Genomic DNA, 12,994 nt, shown 5'->3' with positions numbered 1-12,994 from the left:
TGGAAGCGCGGTAACGCGTGGAGCTGACGAATACTAATCGGTCGAGGACTTATCCACAAATTCTTAGCAATCATGCGTATTCAGTTTTGAAGGAACAAACCTTCTATATGGAGCTGTGGTGAAGTTGGAGTTCACGCCGGTCTGTCACACCGGAGGTCGCGGGTTCGAGTCCCGTCAGCTCCGCCATTCTTACTCAAGAGTGGCGAATAAAGTATATGGCTCGGTAGCTCAGTCGGTAGAGCAGAGGACTGAAAATCCTCGTGTCGGCGGTTCGATTCCGTCCCGAGCCACCATGTACGAGCCATTAGCTCAGTTGGTAGAGCATCTGACTTTTAATCAGAGGGTCGAAGGTTCGAGTCCTTCATGGCTCACCAGTTTTTTCAATCGGACAAAATATGAATAGTTGATAGATATGCGGACGTAGCTCAATTGGTAGAGCGTCGCCTTGCCAAGGCGAAGGTCGAGGGTTCGAGACCCTTCGTCCGCTCCATTTTTGTTCGTAAACACCACTTGCTATGGGCCAGTGGTGTTTCTTGCTTTATTTATAGAGTGGTTCAAAAAGTTGACTTTTTGAACACTCATGTGATCGAACACTTTAAAAGACGAGTCAGCTTGTAGGGTGCCGATGCTTCTGGTACGATACTTGGAGTGTAAGCTCCTACGATGTTGGAGGTTTTATGAAACATAACAAAAGTATTTTGAAGAGAACGACCGTCGTTGACTTTAAGCAAGATGCCGCTTTTTTTGTTGACCGGGGAATGCGTTGTTTAAATCGGTACGACTATGATAAAGCATTGCGCTCATTTCGCCGAGCAGTTGAAATGGAGCCGACGAATGCAGAATGCCACTGCCATTTGGCAAGTGCCTTAGCTGAAACCGGACAGTTTGAAGCGTCGAATGAAGTCCTTTATGAAGTGATAGAAAAATGGGATTCATCCATGACAGAAGTGTATTTCTACATGGCGAACAACTATGCCAACTTGGAAGATTACCATATGGCAGAAGAAATGGCTGTTCGTTATTTACAAGAAGACAGCACCGGACCGTATCGGGAGGATGCCGAAGAGCTCCTCGACTATATTTACTTTGAACTGGACATGCCACCAAGACATTTCCTCCCAAGTGAAAAAGAGGACGTATACAGCAAACATGAACGAGCTCGTCGTAGTCTGGAAGAGGGCCGTTTCCTGGAGGCTCTGGATACCTTAAAAGAAATCGTCGAGGCCGATCCTGACTTTTTGCCGGCGTGGAACAATTTGTCTCTCGCCTACTATTATGCTGGAGAATTCCAGAAGGCGATGGAGACAATCGAACAGACGCTGGATAAAGAAGAAGGAAACCTGCATGCACTGTGCAATTTGGCGGTTTTACTCTCCCATCACAATCAAACGACAGAGCTGTTGAGCTTGATTGATGTGCTGAAAAAGGTCGTTCCGTTCCATCCGGAAAATACCTATAAGCTCGCAACAACAATGGGAGTGCTTGGCCAGCATGACGAAGCGTATTTCCATTACCAACGCATGCTGCGAAATGGACGGCCGCATGAAGCGTGCACGTACCACTATGCTGCGATCTCAGCTTATTTGAGCGGGAAAAAGGATCAGTCACTGCGCTGGTGGCAAAAAGCCAAGCAGTTAGATCCAGAAGCAGGAATCGCAGATCAATACATTCAAATGGTAAAAAACGAACAAGAAGGGGAGACTATAAAACCGATCCCCTACCAATACAATACGACCCAACGTGATGTTTCTTGGGAAAAGGCTTCATTCACGGGAGTGGAAGATTTTAAAACAGACCCGATGATCCGCGCTTCCCTGCTTTGGGCATTGCAGCATGGACGCGATGAAGTAAAATTCGCGGTGCTGCAAACATTATCTCTGATTGGAGACGACGAAGCTGAAACCGCGGTCCGTCAATTTTATTACCAGACGGACAATGAACAGCTACAAAAGCTAGCCTTGCTGGCTTTGGCTGATATGGGTGCAGAGATGCCGGAAGAAACACCAGCAGGCACAAATGGCGTCCCTAAGTCGGAAGAGCTGGAAAGCAGTGTAGAAGAAGGCATACGTCATTATTTGCTCTCGCAAGGCAAACAAGAGGCCGGAGAATGGTGCCTGGATGTATGGCACAAGCATCATGAATATGCCCAAAGCCGTGTACAAGTGCGAAAAGAAGTAGCGTGGGTCGCAGCATTGGAATATGTATACGGAACGATCATGAACGAAAAACAGTCGCAAGCCCTTCTGGCTCAAAAATACGGCATTTCTGCCACTACCTTGGCAAAGTGCGTCAAAGTTTTGTCCACACTTGATTTTAAATAGATTATTACATTATAATTAATTTAAATAAGGAAACAAAACTGTGTGAGATGAGGAGGCAACAAGCATGAGCGATCAAAAAATTTATGATGTCATTATCGCCGGAGCTGGCCCTGCCGGAATGACGGCTGCTGTATATACATCCCGTGCGAACATGAGCACATTGATGCTGGAGAGAGGAATCCCAGGCGGTCAAATGGCGAACACGGAAGATATCGAGAACTACCCTGGCTTCACTTCCATTCTGGGCCCTGATCTCTCTACAAAAATGTTTGAACATGCACAGCAATTCGGTGCGGAGTATGCATATGGCGAAATCAAGGAAATCCGCGATGAAGAGCCGTACAAGCGCGTTATCACAAGCGACAAGGAATACTTGACTAAATCTGTCATTGTGGCGACTGGGGCAGAGCATCGTTTGCTCGGTGTACAAGGCGAAAAAGAATTGTCCGGTCGTGGCGTTTCTTACTGCGCGGTTTGCGACGGTGCATTTTTCCGCAATAAAGAACTGGTGGTTGTGGGTGGAGGAGACTCCGCGGTGGAAGAGGCTGTATTCCTTACTCGCTTCGCTTCCAAAGTGACGATCGTACACCGTCGTGATCAGTTCCGTGCACAGAAAATCCTACAAAAACGCGCTTTCGATAACGAAAAAATCGAAGTGATCTGGGATACAGAACTGAGAGAGATCCGTGGTGAAGGCAAAGTACAAGCGGTTCTCTTGGAAAACGCTAAAACAGGTGAACAAAAAGAATTCTCAGCGGATGGGGTATTCATCTACGTAGGTATGGACCCATTGACTGCAAGTGTACGACCACTGGGTATCACCAACGATGCAGGCTACGTACTGACAGACGAAAAAATGAACACCAAAGTCAAAGGTGTTTTTGCAGCAGGAGATGTACGCGAAAAAATGCTGCGTCAAGTCGTGACAGCTACTGGAGACGGTTCTATCGCTGCTCAATCTGCTCAGCACTATGTAGAAGAGCTGAATGAAAAGCTGAAGGAACAAAATGTCACAATCTCTTAATCTGCTTGTAACATGGGTGAAATAATTCAAGAGTAATCTATAGACAATGAATTGACCCCCTTATCTATATAAACAATTGTTGCGTGGCTGGCATTCAGTCACGCATCTTTTTTTCTAAAAACGCTTGTACGCCTGTTGAAGACGTCATTGGAAAAACAGGGGAAGCGGTTCAAAAAGGTGCGAATAAGGTGGACAATATGGTATGCTATTGTCAGAATCGTAGGAGGCGAGTTGCGTGACGGAATTGGAAAACGACAAGGCCATGAATCTCCTGATTATTACCGGAATGTCAGGTGCGGGAAAGACAGTTGCTGTACAAAGCTTGGAGGATCTGGGCTTTTTTTGTGTAGACAACCTACCCCCTGTACTGATTCCCAAATTTGCTGAGTTGGTCAAACAGTCTGGTGGGAGTATTGAGCGAGTCGCATTGGTGATTGACTTGCGAGGGCGTGAGTTTTTTGAGAATCTAGCCGTAACCATGGAGAGCCTCAATCAGATGAATGGATTATCGTACCACATCCTTTATCTGGATGCGAACGATCAGACATTGGTTTCCCGCTATAAGGAAACACGTCGCAGACATCCGCTTTCCCCGAACGGTTCCCCTTTGGAAGGAATTCACGCTGAGCGCCGCTTGTTGGAGGAAATGAAGGGCTGGGCGCATCAGATTATCGATACGAGTCAAATGAAGCCAGTTCAGCTTCGAGAAAAGATCATCAGCCAATACGGTCAACAAGGATCACCACTTACGATTAATGTATTGTCGTTTGGTTTCAAATACGGCGCACCGATAGACGCTGACTTGATGTTCGATGTCCGTTTTTTGCCTAACCCGCATTATGTGGAGGATTTGCGTCCGAAAACAGGATGTGATCCAGAAGTGGCAGAGTATGTGATGCAACACAAGGACACAAAGGAATTTTTAGAAAAGCTTACAGACTTTTTGGGGTACACCCTACCGCATTACCAGCGAGAAGGAAAAAGTCAACTTGTGATAGGAATTGGATGCACCGGTGGCAAGCATCGCTCGGTCGCTATTGCAGAACATTTGGGAGAAACCTTTGGTAAAGATTTTTCTGTCCGTGTCAGTCATCGAGACATGGAAAAGAACAAATGAGCATAAGATGGCAGGAAAGACTGAAGCGTGCATAACAAGCCACCTGTGGTATGTGTATTAGAAATAATGAGGTGACATATGCCTACTAAGGAAGTCGGGAGGCTACAGTCAAGGCCATTACGGGTAGTCGTCATTGGTGGAGGAACGGGTCTGTCCGTCCTTCTACGGGGTTTGAAGCATGAGCCGGTGCATATCACAGCGATTGTTACGGTAGCAGACGATGGGGGAAGCTCTGGACGTTTGCGAGAAGAAATGGATATGCTTCCACCTGGCGACATTCGAAACGTTTTGACTGCTCTGGCCGATACAGAGCCGTTGATGGAAAAAGTCATGCAATATCGTTTTTCCACAGGCACGGGATTAGCAGGGCATAATTTGGGAAATCTATTACTTGCAGCGATGAACGAAATCACTGGAGATTTTGTCACCGCAGTCAAAACATTAAGCGGGGTTTTGGCAGTGCGTGGAGATGTATTGCCTGCTTCCACGCAATCAATTCAGTTGAAAGCGGAAATGACAGATGGATCTCTCGTAATCGGAGAATCCCAAATACCGTTGACGGGCAAAGAAATCAAACGGGTGTTCCTCGATCCGGAGGACGCTGTTCCTCTGAGAGAAGCCCTGATGGCCATTGCCGAGGCGGATGCCATTTTGATTGGGCCTGGCAGCTTGTACACGAGCATCCTGCCCAATTTATTAGTACGTGGGTTATTTGAAGCGATTACACGCGCACAAGCCCCGAAGATCTACATTTGTAATGTCATGACACAACCGGGGGAGACAGATGGTTTTTCTGCATCCAGACACGTGAATGTCATGTATGAACATGTAGATAGACCATTTCTGGATACGATCATTGTCAATTCAGCCGAGCTGCCTGCCCATGTATTGGACAAATATGCGGAAAAAGGAGCAGCTCCTGTCCGATGTGACTTAAAGAAATTGCGCCAACTCGGTTTGCATGTGGTGGCGAAGCCGTTAGTCACATTTGAGGATGGTTACCTACGCCATGATGCACATGCTGTCAGCAAGCAGGTTGTGTCACTCGTCAAACGAAGACGGAAGGTGCTGAAGATAGAGAAGGAGTAGTGAAGTCGATGTCATTCGCCGCGCATACCAAAAAAGAACTTACCATGACGGAGGGTGCCGATTGCTGCAGCAAGGCAGAGCTCTCAGCCTTGATTCGGATGAATGGAAGTCTGCAGTTTGGAGCCGGACGACTGGTGCTGGATGTGACAACAGAGAACGCGGCGATTGCCCGACGCATTTACACGTTAATCAAGAGGCTGTTTCAGATACACGCTGAACTGCTGGTTCGCAAAAAAATGCGTCTGAAAAAGAACAACGTCTACATTGTGCGTATTCCGAATAAGGCTAATGAGATCTTGCAAGACTTGGGCATCATGGATCAAAGCCTGTCATTTATCCCAGGAATCGCTCCTGAGATCGTGAAAAAGTCCTGTTGCCGCGCTGCTTATTTGCGGGGGGCTTTTTTGGCGGGGGGATCTGTTAATCATCCAGAGGCATCCAGCTATCATCTGGAGATTTTCACTTCCTATCAGGATTTTTGCGAAGCATTGACCAAGATCGCCAATCGGTATAAACTAAATGCCAAGTGCATCGAGCGGAAAAAAGGGTATGTTCTCTATATTAAGGAAGGCGAGAAGATTACAGAGTTTTTGAGCTTGATTGGGGCTCATCAGGCGCTTCTGTATTTCGAGGACGTCCGAATCGTAAAGGACATGCGGAACTCAGTAAACCGTTTACACAATTGTGAAATCGCCAACATAAACAAAACGGTGAATGCAGCCACCAGACAAATGGAAAATATTCAGCTCATCGATCAAGAGATGGGATTGGAGAATTTGCCAAGGCGTCTGCGCGAGGTCGCGGAGCTTCGAGTGGCTCATCCTGACATCAATTTAAAAGAATTGGGCGAGATGGTGCCGAGCGGAATAGTGAGCAAATCGGGTATTAACCACCGCTTGCGAAAAATTAACGAAATCGCTGACAAAATACGAGAAAAACAAAATATTTCGATGTAGATGCATGATATACTAAAGGATAATAGTCTATAAGTAAGGAGGTCCATTCATGGTTCAACAGCAGGTTGTGGTTCAGTTAAAGACCGGTTTGCAGGCTCGTCCAGCAGCTTTTTTCGTACAAGAGGCTAACCGTTTTGCATCCGAAGTATTCGTAGAAAAAGGCAACAAAAAGGTCAATGCGAAAAGCATCATGGGTATCATGAGCCTCGCAATCAGCTCTGGAACGGAAATTACCATTTTGGCAGAAGGGCCGGATGCCTCCCAGGCAGTCACTAGCCTTACGAATCTGGTAAGCAAGGAAGAATAGAGTCACGAGAGACACTTTTCCCTTTAGGGAGGTGTCTTTTTTTGTTGATGTCCATGTATCAATTCACTTCGTGCAGGGCATTTCTAACCATGTAAATTGCGTGAAGGAGGAATCAGACATGAGTAACCGTGATTCGTGTCACGAAGGCCGCGATTGCTTTGATATGGACATTGACCGGATGATTAACGAGGGACTAGGGGGCGGAATCGTTTCTGATCAGAACGGCCTGATTGAAGAGACGAGTGTAGACACGATGACAGGGGCATCGTCAGCCAAGCAGGCCCTTGAAGATGAGCAATAGGGAGCCGCTTATGAATGTAACGAGAGCACAAGCCATTATGAGCTCCGACGAACATATCAAGGTAGAGTACGAAGGACAAGCCGTTTGGATCGATGCTGTAGATGAAAAAACGTCAACAGCACGTGTGCATGAGGAAAAAAATCCAGGGCATAGCCGGACAGTCTATGTCAGTCAGTTAATGGAAGTATCACAATGACCCATGGAAAAGGCCGAGCAAACCAAGGGATGCCTCTTGGTGTTTGCTCGGCATACAAAAAACACTCGGCCAGTAGCTTTGGCACGAGTGCTTCTTTTTTACGACGTATCTCTTATTTTTTGGAAGACGATTCGGAAGTGATTACTTTGTCAATCAATCCGTACTCTACTGCTTCTGCGGCAGAGAGGAAGTTGTCGCGATCGGTATCCTTTTGGATGCGCTCCAAAGGCTGTCCAGTGCGTTCAGCCAAGATGGTATTCAGATGATCACGCATCTTCAAAATACGTTTTGCGGCAATCTCAATGTCGCTCGCTTGACCTTGTGCGCCACCCAATGGTTGGTGGATCATGACTTCACTGTTTGGCAGAGCAAAGCGCTTGCCTTTTGCCCCAGCAGCCAGCAGGAATGCTCCCATAGAAGCAGCCATTCCGATACAAATGGTGGACACATCAGGCTTGATGAAGTGCATAGTATCGTAAATCGCCATACCAGCAGTAATAGAACCGCCTGGGCTGTTTATGTACAAGTGAATGTCTTTCTCCGGATCTTCCGCCTGAAGGAACAACAACTGTGCCACAACGATATTGGCTACGGTGTCGTTGATTGGGGTTCCCAGAAAGATGATGCGGTCTTTGAGCAGGCGGGAATAAATGTCGTAGGCACGTTCCCCGCGGTTGGTCTGTTCAATGACGGTTGGAATTAAATTCATATGCATCTAGTCTTCCTCCTCTCTTTGTAACAATATCATACACAAAAGGTCAATGAAGGTCAAACACATAAGTGCGCGCCCTCACTACCATGTTTGCCAATTTCCCTCTGTCTAAACCTACGCTAAAAAGAAAACATTCATTCCTTGGAATTCTCGTCAGCTTCGGTCAAATCGACGGCGAGTTTCAGCGTGGCCTTCATCTTTCTCCCCTTGATGATTGTATACTCATCGACTTGCTTGGCTTGCAGCTGATTAATGGCTTCCGCCAGCTCCTGCTGGTCTTTGTATGGTTCAATGGTCAATAAGCATTCTTCGTCACTAGCCTCTTGATAAATGAGAAAAAAACGTTCCCCTGCCATGGCAAGCCTCACTTTCGAAAGTTATCCACAATGTTATGCACAGGTTGTGCACAAAAACATTTGTTCGTGGGATATATTTTTACCTTAGTCTGGTCATGTTTGGGAAGAGTATTACATAGGAAATGTATGGAATGTAAAAGAAGGAAGAAAAATTGGAATTCGTTTTTTAGGGTGTCTATTATGCTTCGCAAGTTTTCGACAATGATGCTGACATCAGCTCTTCTAACAGGAAGTGCAGCGGCAACGGCTGCGTTTGCCCAAACTGCTCCTGCACCTGTACAGCAACAAAAAATCAAGGTTCAGCTAAACGGCAAGGAGTTCCCATTCCCACAAGAAATCGTTACTGAGAATGGTGTTGCGTATGTACGAAAACAAAAACTTGCTTATAAAAAACGGCAAAGAAACCAGTGTAGCAAATCCGCCACGTCCAATGACCGGAGCAGTACTCGTTCCTCTCGTATTCATCGCCCAAGAATTGGGTGCAAAAGCCTTCCAATTAATTCCTAAAATGAATGGGATTCTTCTCAACAAGATAGCCACTTCTATGCGTAGAAGTGGCTATTTGCTTCATGCAACTCGTGTTACGCCTCTATTAGCAGACAGCGTTAGAGGTTTTTTGATTGATTCTTCTTTCAATGATTTCTATTGCAAATTTTCTAAAATATCCTACAATAAGATTGTGATTCATAGTTTGCTCATAAATAAAGAGGGGGAAGTTTTGCTATGAAAAAACAGAAATCATTGTCGATACTGGCTGCGACATTTGCTCTGAGCACATTGCTCGCGGGCTGCGGTGGAGGTACGGGCGGACAGAGCGCGACACCACAGCCGAGTAACAATAGCGGAGGAAGCACGGGCGGAGCTACTGAAAAGCTCGTGATTGCTGTAGTTGGTCCGATGTCTGGACAGTACTCCGATTACGGAAGCACAGCAAAAGCTGGTGCGGAATATGCGTTGAAAGAAAAGTTGGAGGCATTCAAGGCACTTGGCTTTGACGTTCAATTGTCCGCTCAAGACGATCAAGCTGACCCAAAACAAGGGGTAGCAGTCGCGCAAATGTTGATTTCGAACCCTGATGTAGTCGGGGTAGTAGGCCATGCTACAACAGGTGCTTCGATTACGGCAGCAGCGCAATACGAGCAAGAGAAGCTCGTGATGGTATCTCCTTCCGCAACGGGATCAGATTTGACTGAGCAAGGCAAGAAGATCGTACACCGCATTTGTGCGCGTGATGATCAACAAGGCTCCAAGGCCGCTGTTTTTGCCAAAAATCAGTTGAATGTAAAAACGGCTTTCGTCATGCATGACAAGGCTGCTTATGGGCAAGGACTTGCGAAAGAAGTGAAAAAGCAATTTGAAAAAGACGGTGTACAAGTTCTCGGCTTTGAAGGGGTAACAGCAGGCGAGAAGGATTATAGTGCGATCATCACTCAAATCCTTGCGAAAAATCCAGAGATGATCTACTTCGGTGGATATTACTCTGATGCAGGGATCATCGTGAAACAAGCACGTGAAAAAGGCTTCAAAGGTGTCTTCATGGGTGGCGATGGCTACGACTCCGCTGACATGGTGAAAATTGCTGGTGCGGAAAATGCCAATAACGTAGTCTTTACTTCTACTGTTGGCGATATTGGTGCTACCGAAGAAGGTAAGAAATGGATCACTGACTTCGAGAGCGCAACTGGCAACAAGGTAGGGATCTTCACTTCGTTTGGTTATGACTCCATGGGTGTTATGCTGAACGGTCTGGAAGAAGCGATCAAAGCAAACGGCGGCAAAAAGCCAACTCGTGAACAAGTGCTGGAAGCTGTTCACAAAACCAAAGATTATAAAGGCAAATTCGTCAACGTAACGTTCAATGATAAAGGCGACAACGACTTTGCTTCCGTATACGTGTACAAGTATGAGGACGGAAAGAAAGTATTCATGGGTGAAGCAAAGTAATTCTTCATTATGAATGAGCCGTTTGGGACATACTACGTTTGGCATGAAGACCAGAATGAAAAGGAAGGGATTCTAATGTCAAACAATCGAAATACGAAGAATGGCGGCAACCAAGGACACAGCAGCAAGACGCAAGGCACCCAGAAGCAAAAGTCCGAAAGAGATCGTAACCTGAATAAGCAAGATCCACAATAATAAGCAAAAAACCCACCTGGCCCGGCGTTGAGCCCGCAGGTGGGTTTTTGCTTGGTTATACTCGTTGCTTGCTGGGCAGACGCTGTTCCGGATGACCATAGCCCTGATGTTGTCTGTTTCGCAGGTTTTTCGCTTGGGATTCGCGAATTTTGGCCACGAACTCACTCGTGCTCATTTTGGTGAAATCCATAGGGCACCTCCGCTGATGATGGGATGTAGACCTTTCTAGGATGACCCAATTTGGTCCTGTACAATCGGCAATGTGATCTCTACCACTGTACCTTCGTGCTCCCTGCTTTTAATTTCCAGGCTGCCGTTATGGTCTTTCATGATTTTGCTGCTGATCATGAGACCAAGACCTGTTCCGTTTTCTTTTGTTGTGAAAAAGGGGGCACCCAGCTTGTGAATCATTTCTTCGGAGATTCCACAGCCAGTATCTGTGAGCGAAATGAGCACCTGATGATTGTCTTTTAAAGAGGTGGCAAGATGAACCTCACCATGTCCTTCTATCGCTTCGATCGCATTTTTAATGATGTTGATAAAGACCTGCTTGAGCTGGTTCTCTTCTCCTTCAATGATCGGATGGTAATCAAATGCGGTACGGAAATCGATGTTTTTCAGATTTGCTTCCGAGCTCAATAGTGCCAAGACGTTTTCCAGCAAAGGGATGAGCGGAAGAGGCTTGATTTGAATGCTATGTGGCTTTGCTAAGACTAGCAATTCACTCACAATGAAATTGATTCGGTCCAGTTCAGAGAGCATGATGTCGGCGTACTGCTGATTATCATTCATGCTCGGATAAAGAAACTGTATAAAGCCTCTTAAAGATGTTAGCGGATTGCGAATCTCATGGGCGATTCCAGCAGCCAGCTCCCCAATCACGGACAGCTTCTCAGCCTTCCGCAATAACTCCTCGTTATTTCGGCGTTCTGTAATATCCCGCGATACGATGATAAAGCCATCACAGTCTCCCGTTTTCGTCAGGATGGGGGCACCCTTTGATTCGAGAACGATCCATTTGTTATTTTTGGTTTGGAAACGGAACTCGCATATCTTTGGTTCTTGGGTCCCCAGTAAATAATGAAAGTGGTCAATGACCGTCTGGCGATCTTCAGGATGAATGTCGGCAAAGGTGAGCTGACGGCAATTCTCTTTCGTTTCCATTACGCGTGAATGAGAAGGGGAGAGATAGAGGATATCTCCGTGTTTGTCTGTAATTAGAATGAGATCATCTGTGTATTCCGAGATGATTTTGTTTGTTTTCTCGCTTTTGAACAAGGCAGCCTCAGAGTATTTGCGTTCCGTGACATTACGCGAGACTAACATAATGTTTTGGACGTCCCCTTCCGCGCTTAGAATGGGGATACCGCGTGTTTCGAAGGAGGCCTCACTTCCATTCTTATCCATAGAGCGCGTCTCGAAATGGACGGGTTGTTTCGTTGCCACGATCTCTTGAAATTTGTCCTGGAACAGAGGGATATCTTCTGGATGTGTGAGTTGCAGATTGTTAGGGGAGGTAACCTCGGCTGGAACAAATCCCAATTGCTCGATTGATGGGGATGCATAGATGCGTCGCATGGATAAATCATAAATCGTCACGATATCCTGGGTATGATCGATGAGGAGACGATATCTGGCTTCGGTTTGGCGCAAGGCCTCTTCAATTTTTTTGCGGTCGGAAATGTCACGGGTGATACAGGAAGCTCCAATAATTTTTCCCGTTTCGTCTTTAATCGGAGCTGCAGATAGAATGACATCCATCTTACTGCCATCTTTTCGCTGCCTGATCGTTTCGTAATTGGTTAGTAATACACCCATGCTCCTGACCGCATCAAATAACTGTTTGGTCTCACTCCTGTACTCGTCTGGAATAAAGCAAAGCGGTGAAGCGTAAATCTCCTCCATGGACCAACCGTAGTATTGCTCAAAAGCATGATTTACCAAGACGATATTGTTATCGAGATCACTAATCGAGATAGCATCCGTCGTAAAGTGAAAAAATGCTTTTAATATTTGATCTGGGAACAACACTTGTGTGAGTTCCTTTTTCGATCGTTTCTTTTTCCATAAGAAAGGGGTATTAAGCTTGTTCATCAGATTTCCCCCGCATAGTCTATCAAGTATTTGAATGAGATAACGTTGTCGTAACTATTCGAGATATAGGAGCCATTTTCCTATCAATTAATTTGGAATAGTTTGTTATTGCATATGAATTGATTATGTATGTAGGTTCTGACTCGCATGGAAATCAGCTATAATGAGAGTTAGAAAAAAATCGGGGGTGTATGCATGACAACGGGTTTTATCGTTGCGTTGGTGCTTATTTTTCTCGTCATCATCGGTGCGACGATATTGGTTACAAACAAAGCTTATTCGCGTAAACCTGAACAAATAGATCCGATTCTGCCTAGTAAGGATACGGGGAATAAGGAACTCGATCAATAATGCCATCAGGCAAAAGAAAAGGAGTGGTTAT

At 45.9% G+C, this 12,994-nt stretch carries 15 protein-coding genes and 4 tRNA genes; 15 read left to right on the top strand and 4 right to left on the bottom strand.

Features of this window, described 5'->3' with window-relative positions; translation table 11 throughout:
* Positions 1–109 precede the first annotated feature (109 nt).
* The 12 genes from ACFYU8_RS17655 to ACFYU8_RS17600 all read left to right on the top strand — a co-directional run bounded on the left by ACFYU8_RS17655 (position 110) and on the right by ACFYU8_RS17600 (position 7,311).
* Positions 110–186: transfer RNA gene (locus tag ACFYU8_RS17655), tRNA-Asp, on the top strand.
* Positions 187–217: 31 nt separating this feature from the next.
* Positions 218–293, top strand: a tRNA-Phe gene (locus tag ACFYU8_RS17650).
* Positions 294–298: 5 nt separating this feature from the next.
* Positions 299–374: transfer RNA gene (locus ACFYU8_RS17645), tRNA-Lys, on the top strand.
* A 40-nt stretch (positions 375–414) separates the two neighbouring features.
* Positions 415–490, top strand: a tRNA-Gly gene (locus ACFYU8_RS17640).
* 187 nt (positions 491–677) lie between these two features.
* Positions 678–2,321 carry a tetratricopeptide repeat protein gene (locus ACFYU8_RS17635; RefSeq protein WP_390301044.1) on the top strand — a complete coding sequence of 548 codons (1,644 nt, stop codon included), beginning with the start codon at positions 678–680 and terminating at the stop codon, positions 2,319–2,321.
* Positions 2,322–2,385: 64 nt separating this feature from the next.
* Complete coding sequence (gene trxB / locus ACFYU8_RS17630; protein ID WP_390301047.1) at positions 2,386–3,345, top strand: thioredoxin-disulfide reductase; 960 nt, start codon at positions 2,386–2,388, stop codon at positions 3,343–3,345.
* Positions 3,346–3,580: 235 nt separating this feature from the next.
* Positions 3,581–4,462: an RNase adapter RapZ gene (gene rapZ, locus ACFYU8_RS17625; RefSeq protein WP_390301050.1), complete on the top strand. Its 882-nt coding sequence runs from the start codon at positions 3,581–3,583 to the stop codon at positions 4,460–4,462.
* A 78-nt stretch (positions 4,463–4,540) separates the two neighbouring features.
* The gene (locus tag ACFYU8_RS17620; protein ID WP_390301053.1) at positions 4,541–5,551 is read left to right on the top strand and encodes a gluconeogenesis factor YvcK family protein; all 1,011 of its coding nucleotides are present in this window, start codon (positions 4,541–4,543) and stop codon (positions 5,549–5,551) included.
* 8 nt (positions 5,552–5,559) lie between these two features.
* Positions 5,560–6,507 (top strand): DNA-binding protein WhiA, encoded by a 948-nt coding sequence (gene whiA, locus ACFYU8_RS17615; RefSeq protein WP_390301056.1) that lies wholly within the window; start codon positions 5,560–5,562, stop codon positions 6,505–6,507.
* A gap of 49 nt (positions 6,508–6,556) precedes the next feature.
* Entirely contained in the window at positions 6,557–6,814 is a 258-nt protein-coding gene (locus tag ACFYU8_RS17610; protein ID WP_048034964.1) for an HPr family phosphocarrier protein, read from the top strand.
* A 118-nt stretch (positions 6,815–6,932) separates the two neighbouring features.
* The gene (locus tag ACFYU8_RS17605; RefSeq protein ID WP_017251622.1) at positions 6,933–7,115 is read left to right on the top strand and encodes a hypothetical protein; all 183 of its coding nucleotides are present in this window, start codon (positions 6,933–6,935) and stop codon (positions 7,113–7,115) included.
* A 10-nt stretch (positions 7,116–7,125) separates the two neighbouring features.
* Positions 7,126–7,311 (top strand): H-type small acid-soluble spore protein, encoded by a 186-nt coding sequence (locus ACFYU8_RS17600; RefSeq protein ID WP_390301060.1) that lies wholly within the window; start codon positions 7,126–7,128, stop codon positions 7,309–7,311.
* A gap of 112 nt (positions 7,312–7,423) precedes the next feature.
* Here the strand turns inward: ACFYU8_RS17600 and clpP are convergent, their stop codons facing one another.
* Both clpP and ACFYU8_RS17590 read right to left on the bottom strand, forming a co-directional pair.
* Positions 7,424–8,026 (bottom strand): ATP-dependent Clp endopeptidase proteolytic subunit ClpP, encoded by a 603-nt coding sequence (gene clpP / locus ACFYU8_RS17595; RefSeq protein WP_304502538.1) that lies wholly within the window; start codon positions 8,024–8,026, stop codon positions 7,424–7,426.
* A gap of 131 nt (positions 8,027–8,157) precedes the next feature.
* The gene (locus ACFYU8_RS17590) at positions 8,158–8,379 is read right to left on the bottom strand and encodes a hypothetical protein (protein ID WP_390301063.1); all 222 of its coding nucleotides are present in this window, start codon (positions 8,377–8,379) and stop codon (positions 8,158–8,160) included.
* A 361-nt stretch (positions 8,380–8,740) separates the two neighbouring features.
* Here ACFYU8_RS17590 and ACFYU8_RS17585 point away from each other — a divergent pair, with 361 nt between their 5' ends.
* The gene (locus tag ACFYU8_RS17585) at positions 8,741–9,106 is read left to right on the top strand and encodes a stalk domain-containing protein (protein ID WP_390301066.1); all 366 of its coding nucleotides are present in this window, start codon (positions 8,741–8,743) and stop codon (positions 9,104–9,106) included.
* Positions 9,103–10,323, top strand: a complete 1,221-nt coding sequence (locus tag ACFYU8_RS17580) for a branched-chain amino acid ABC transporter substrate-binding protein (protein WP_390301069.1) — start codon at positions 9,103–9,105, stop codon at positions 10,321–10,323. The genes ACFYU8_RS17585 and ACFYU8_RS17580 overlap by 4 nt, the downstream gene beginning before the upstream one ends.
* 250 nt (positions 10,324–10,573) lie before the next feature.
* Here the strand turns inward: ACFYU8_RS17580 and ACFYU8_RS17575 are convergent, their stop codons facing one another.
* Positions 10,574–10,708, bottom strand: coding sequence for a DUF4023 domain-containing protein (locus tag ACFYU8_RS17575; protein ID WP_106840960.1), 135 nt, complete (start codon positions 10,706–10,708; stop codon positions 10,574–10,576).
* 35 nt (positions 10,709–10,743) lie between these two features.
* Entirely contained in the window at positions 10,744–12,612 is a 1,869-nt protein-coding gene (locus tag ACFYU8_RS17570; RefSeq protein ID WP_390301072.1) for a PAS domain S-box protein, read from the bottom strand.
* Between the two features lie 195 nt (positions 12,613–12,807).
* On the opposite strand from ACFYU8_RS17570, the gene ACFYU8_RS17565 reads away from it, so the two are divergent.
* Positions 12,808–12,963, top strand: coding sequence for a hypothetical protein (locus ACFYU8_RS17565; RefSeq protein ID WP_390301075.1), 156 nt, complete (start codon positions 12,808–12,810; stop codon positions 12,961–12,963).
* The last annotated feature ends 31 nt before the right edge of the window (positions 12,964–12,994 follow it).

Origin of the sequence: Brevibacillus sp. NPDC003359 (assembly GCF_042878995.1) — a bacterium.
GTDB lineage: Bacteria > Bacillota > Bacilli > Brevibacillales > Brevibacillaceae > Brevibacillus.
Note: the sequence above shows the minus strand (reverse complement) of the source record. Positions and strands in the feature narration are given on the sequence as shown.

Coding starts and splice junctions, on each gene's coding strand:
- ACFYU8_RS17635 (WP_390301044.1), top strand. CDS start 678: ATGAAACATAACAAAAGTATTTTGAAGAGAACGACCGTCGTTGACTTT.
- trxB (WP_390301047.1), top strand. CDS start 2,386: ATGAGCGATCAAAAAATTTATGATGTCATTATCGCCGGAGCTGGCCCT.
- ACFYU8_RS17620 (WP_390301053.1), top strand. CDS start 4,541: ATGCCTACTAAGGAAGTCGGGAGGCTACAGTCAAGGCCATTACGGGTA.
- whiA (WP_390301056.1), top strand. CDS start 5,560: ATGTCATTCGCCGCGCATACCAAAAAAGAACTTACCATGACGGAGGGT.
- ACFYU8_RS17610 (WP_048034964.1), top strand. CDS start 6,557: ATGGTTCAACAGCAGGTTGTGGTTCAGTTAAAGACCGGTTTGCAGGCT.
- ACFYU8_RS17605 (WP_017251622.1), top strand. CDS start 6,933: ATGAGTAACCGTGATTCGTGTCACGAAGGCCGCGATTGCTTTGATATG.
- ACFYU8_RS17600 (WP_390301060.1), top strand. CDS start 7,126: ATGAATGTAACGAGAGCACAAGCCATTATGAGCTCCGACGAACATATC.
- clpP (WP_304502538.1), bottom strand. CDS start 8,026: ATGCATATGAATTTAATTCCAACCGTCATTGAACAGACCAACCGCGGG.
- ACFYU8_RS17590 (WP_390301063.1), bottom strand. CDS start 8,379: ATGGCAGGGGAACGTTTTTTTCTCATTTATCAAGAGGCTAGTGACGAA.
- ACFYU8_RS17585 (WP_390301066.1), top strand. CDS start 8,741: ATGTACGAAAACAAAAACTTGCTTATAAAAAACGGCAAAGAAACCAGT.
- ACFYU8_RS17580 (WP_390301069.1), top strand. CDS start 9,103: ATGAAAAAACAGAAATCATTGTCGATACTGGCTGCGACATTTGCTCTG.
- ACFYU8_RS17575 (WP_106840960.1), bottom strand. CDS start 10,708: ATGGATTTCACCAAAATGAGCACGAGTGAGTTCGTGGCCAAAATTCGC.
- ACFYU8_RS17570 (WP_390301072.1), bottom strand. CDS start 12,612: ATGAACAAGCTTAATACCCCTTTCTTATGGAAAAAGAAACGATCGAAA.
- ACFYU8_RS17565 (WP_390301075.1), top strand. CDS start 12,808: ATGACAACGGGTTTTATCGTTGCGTTGGTGCTTATTTTTCTCGTCATC.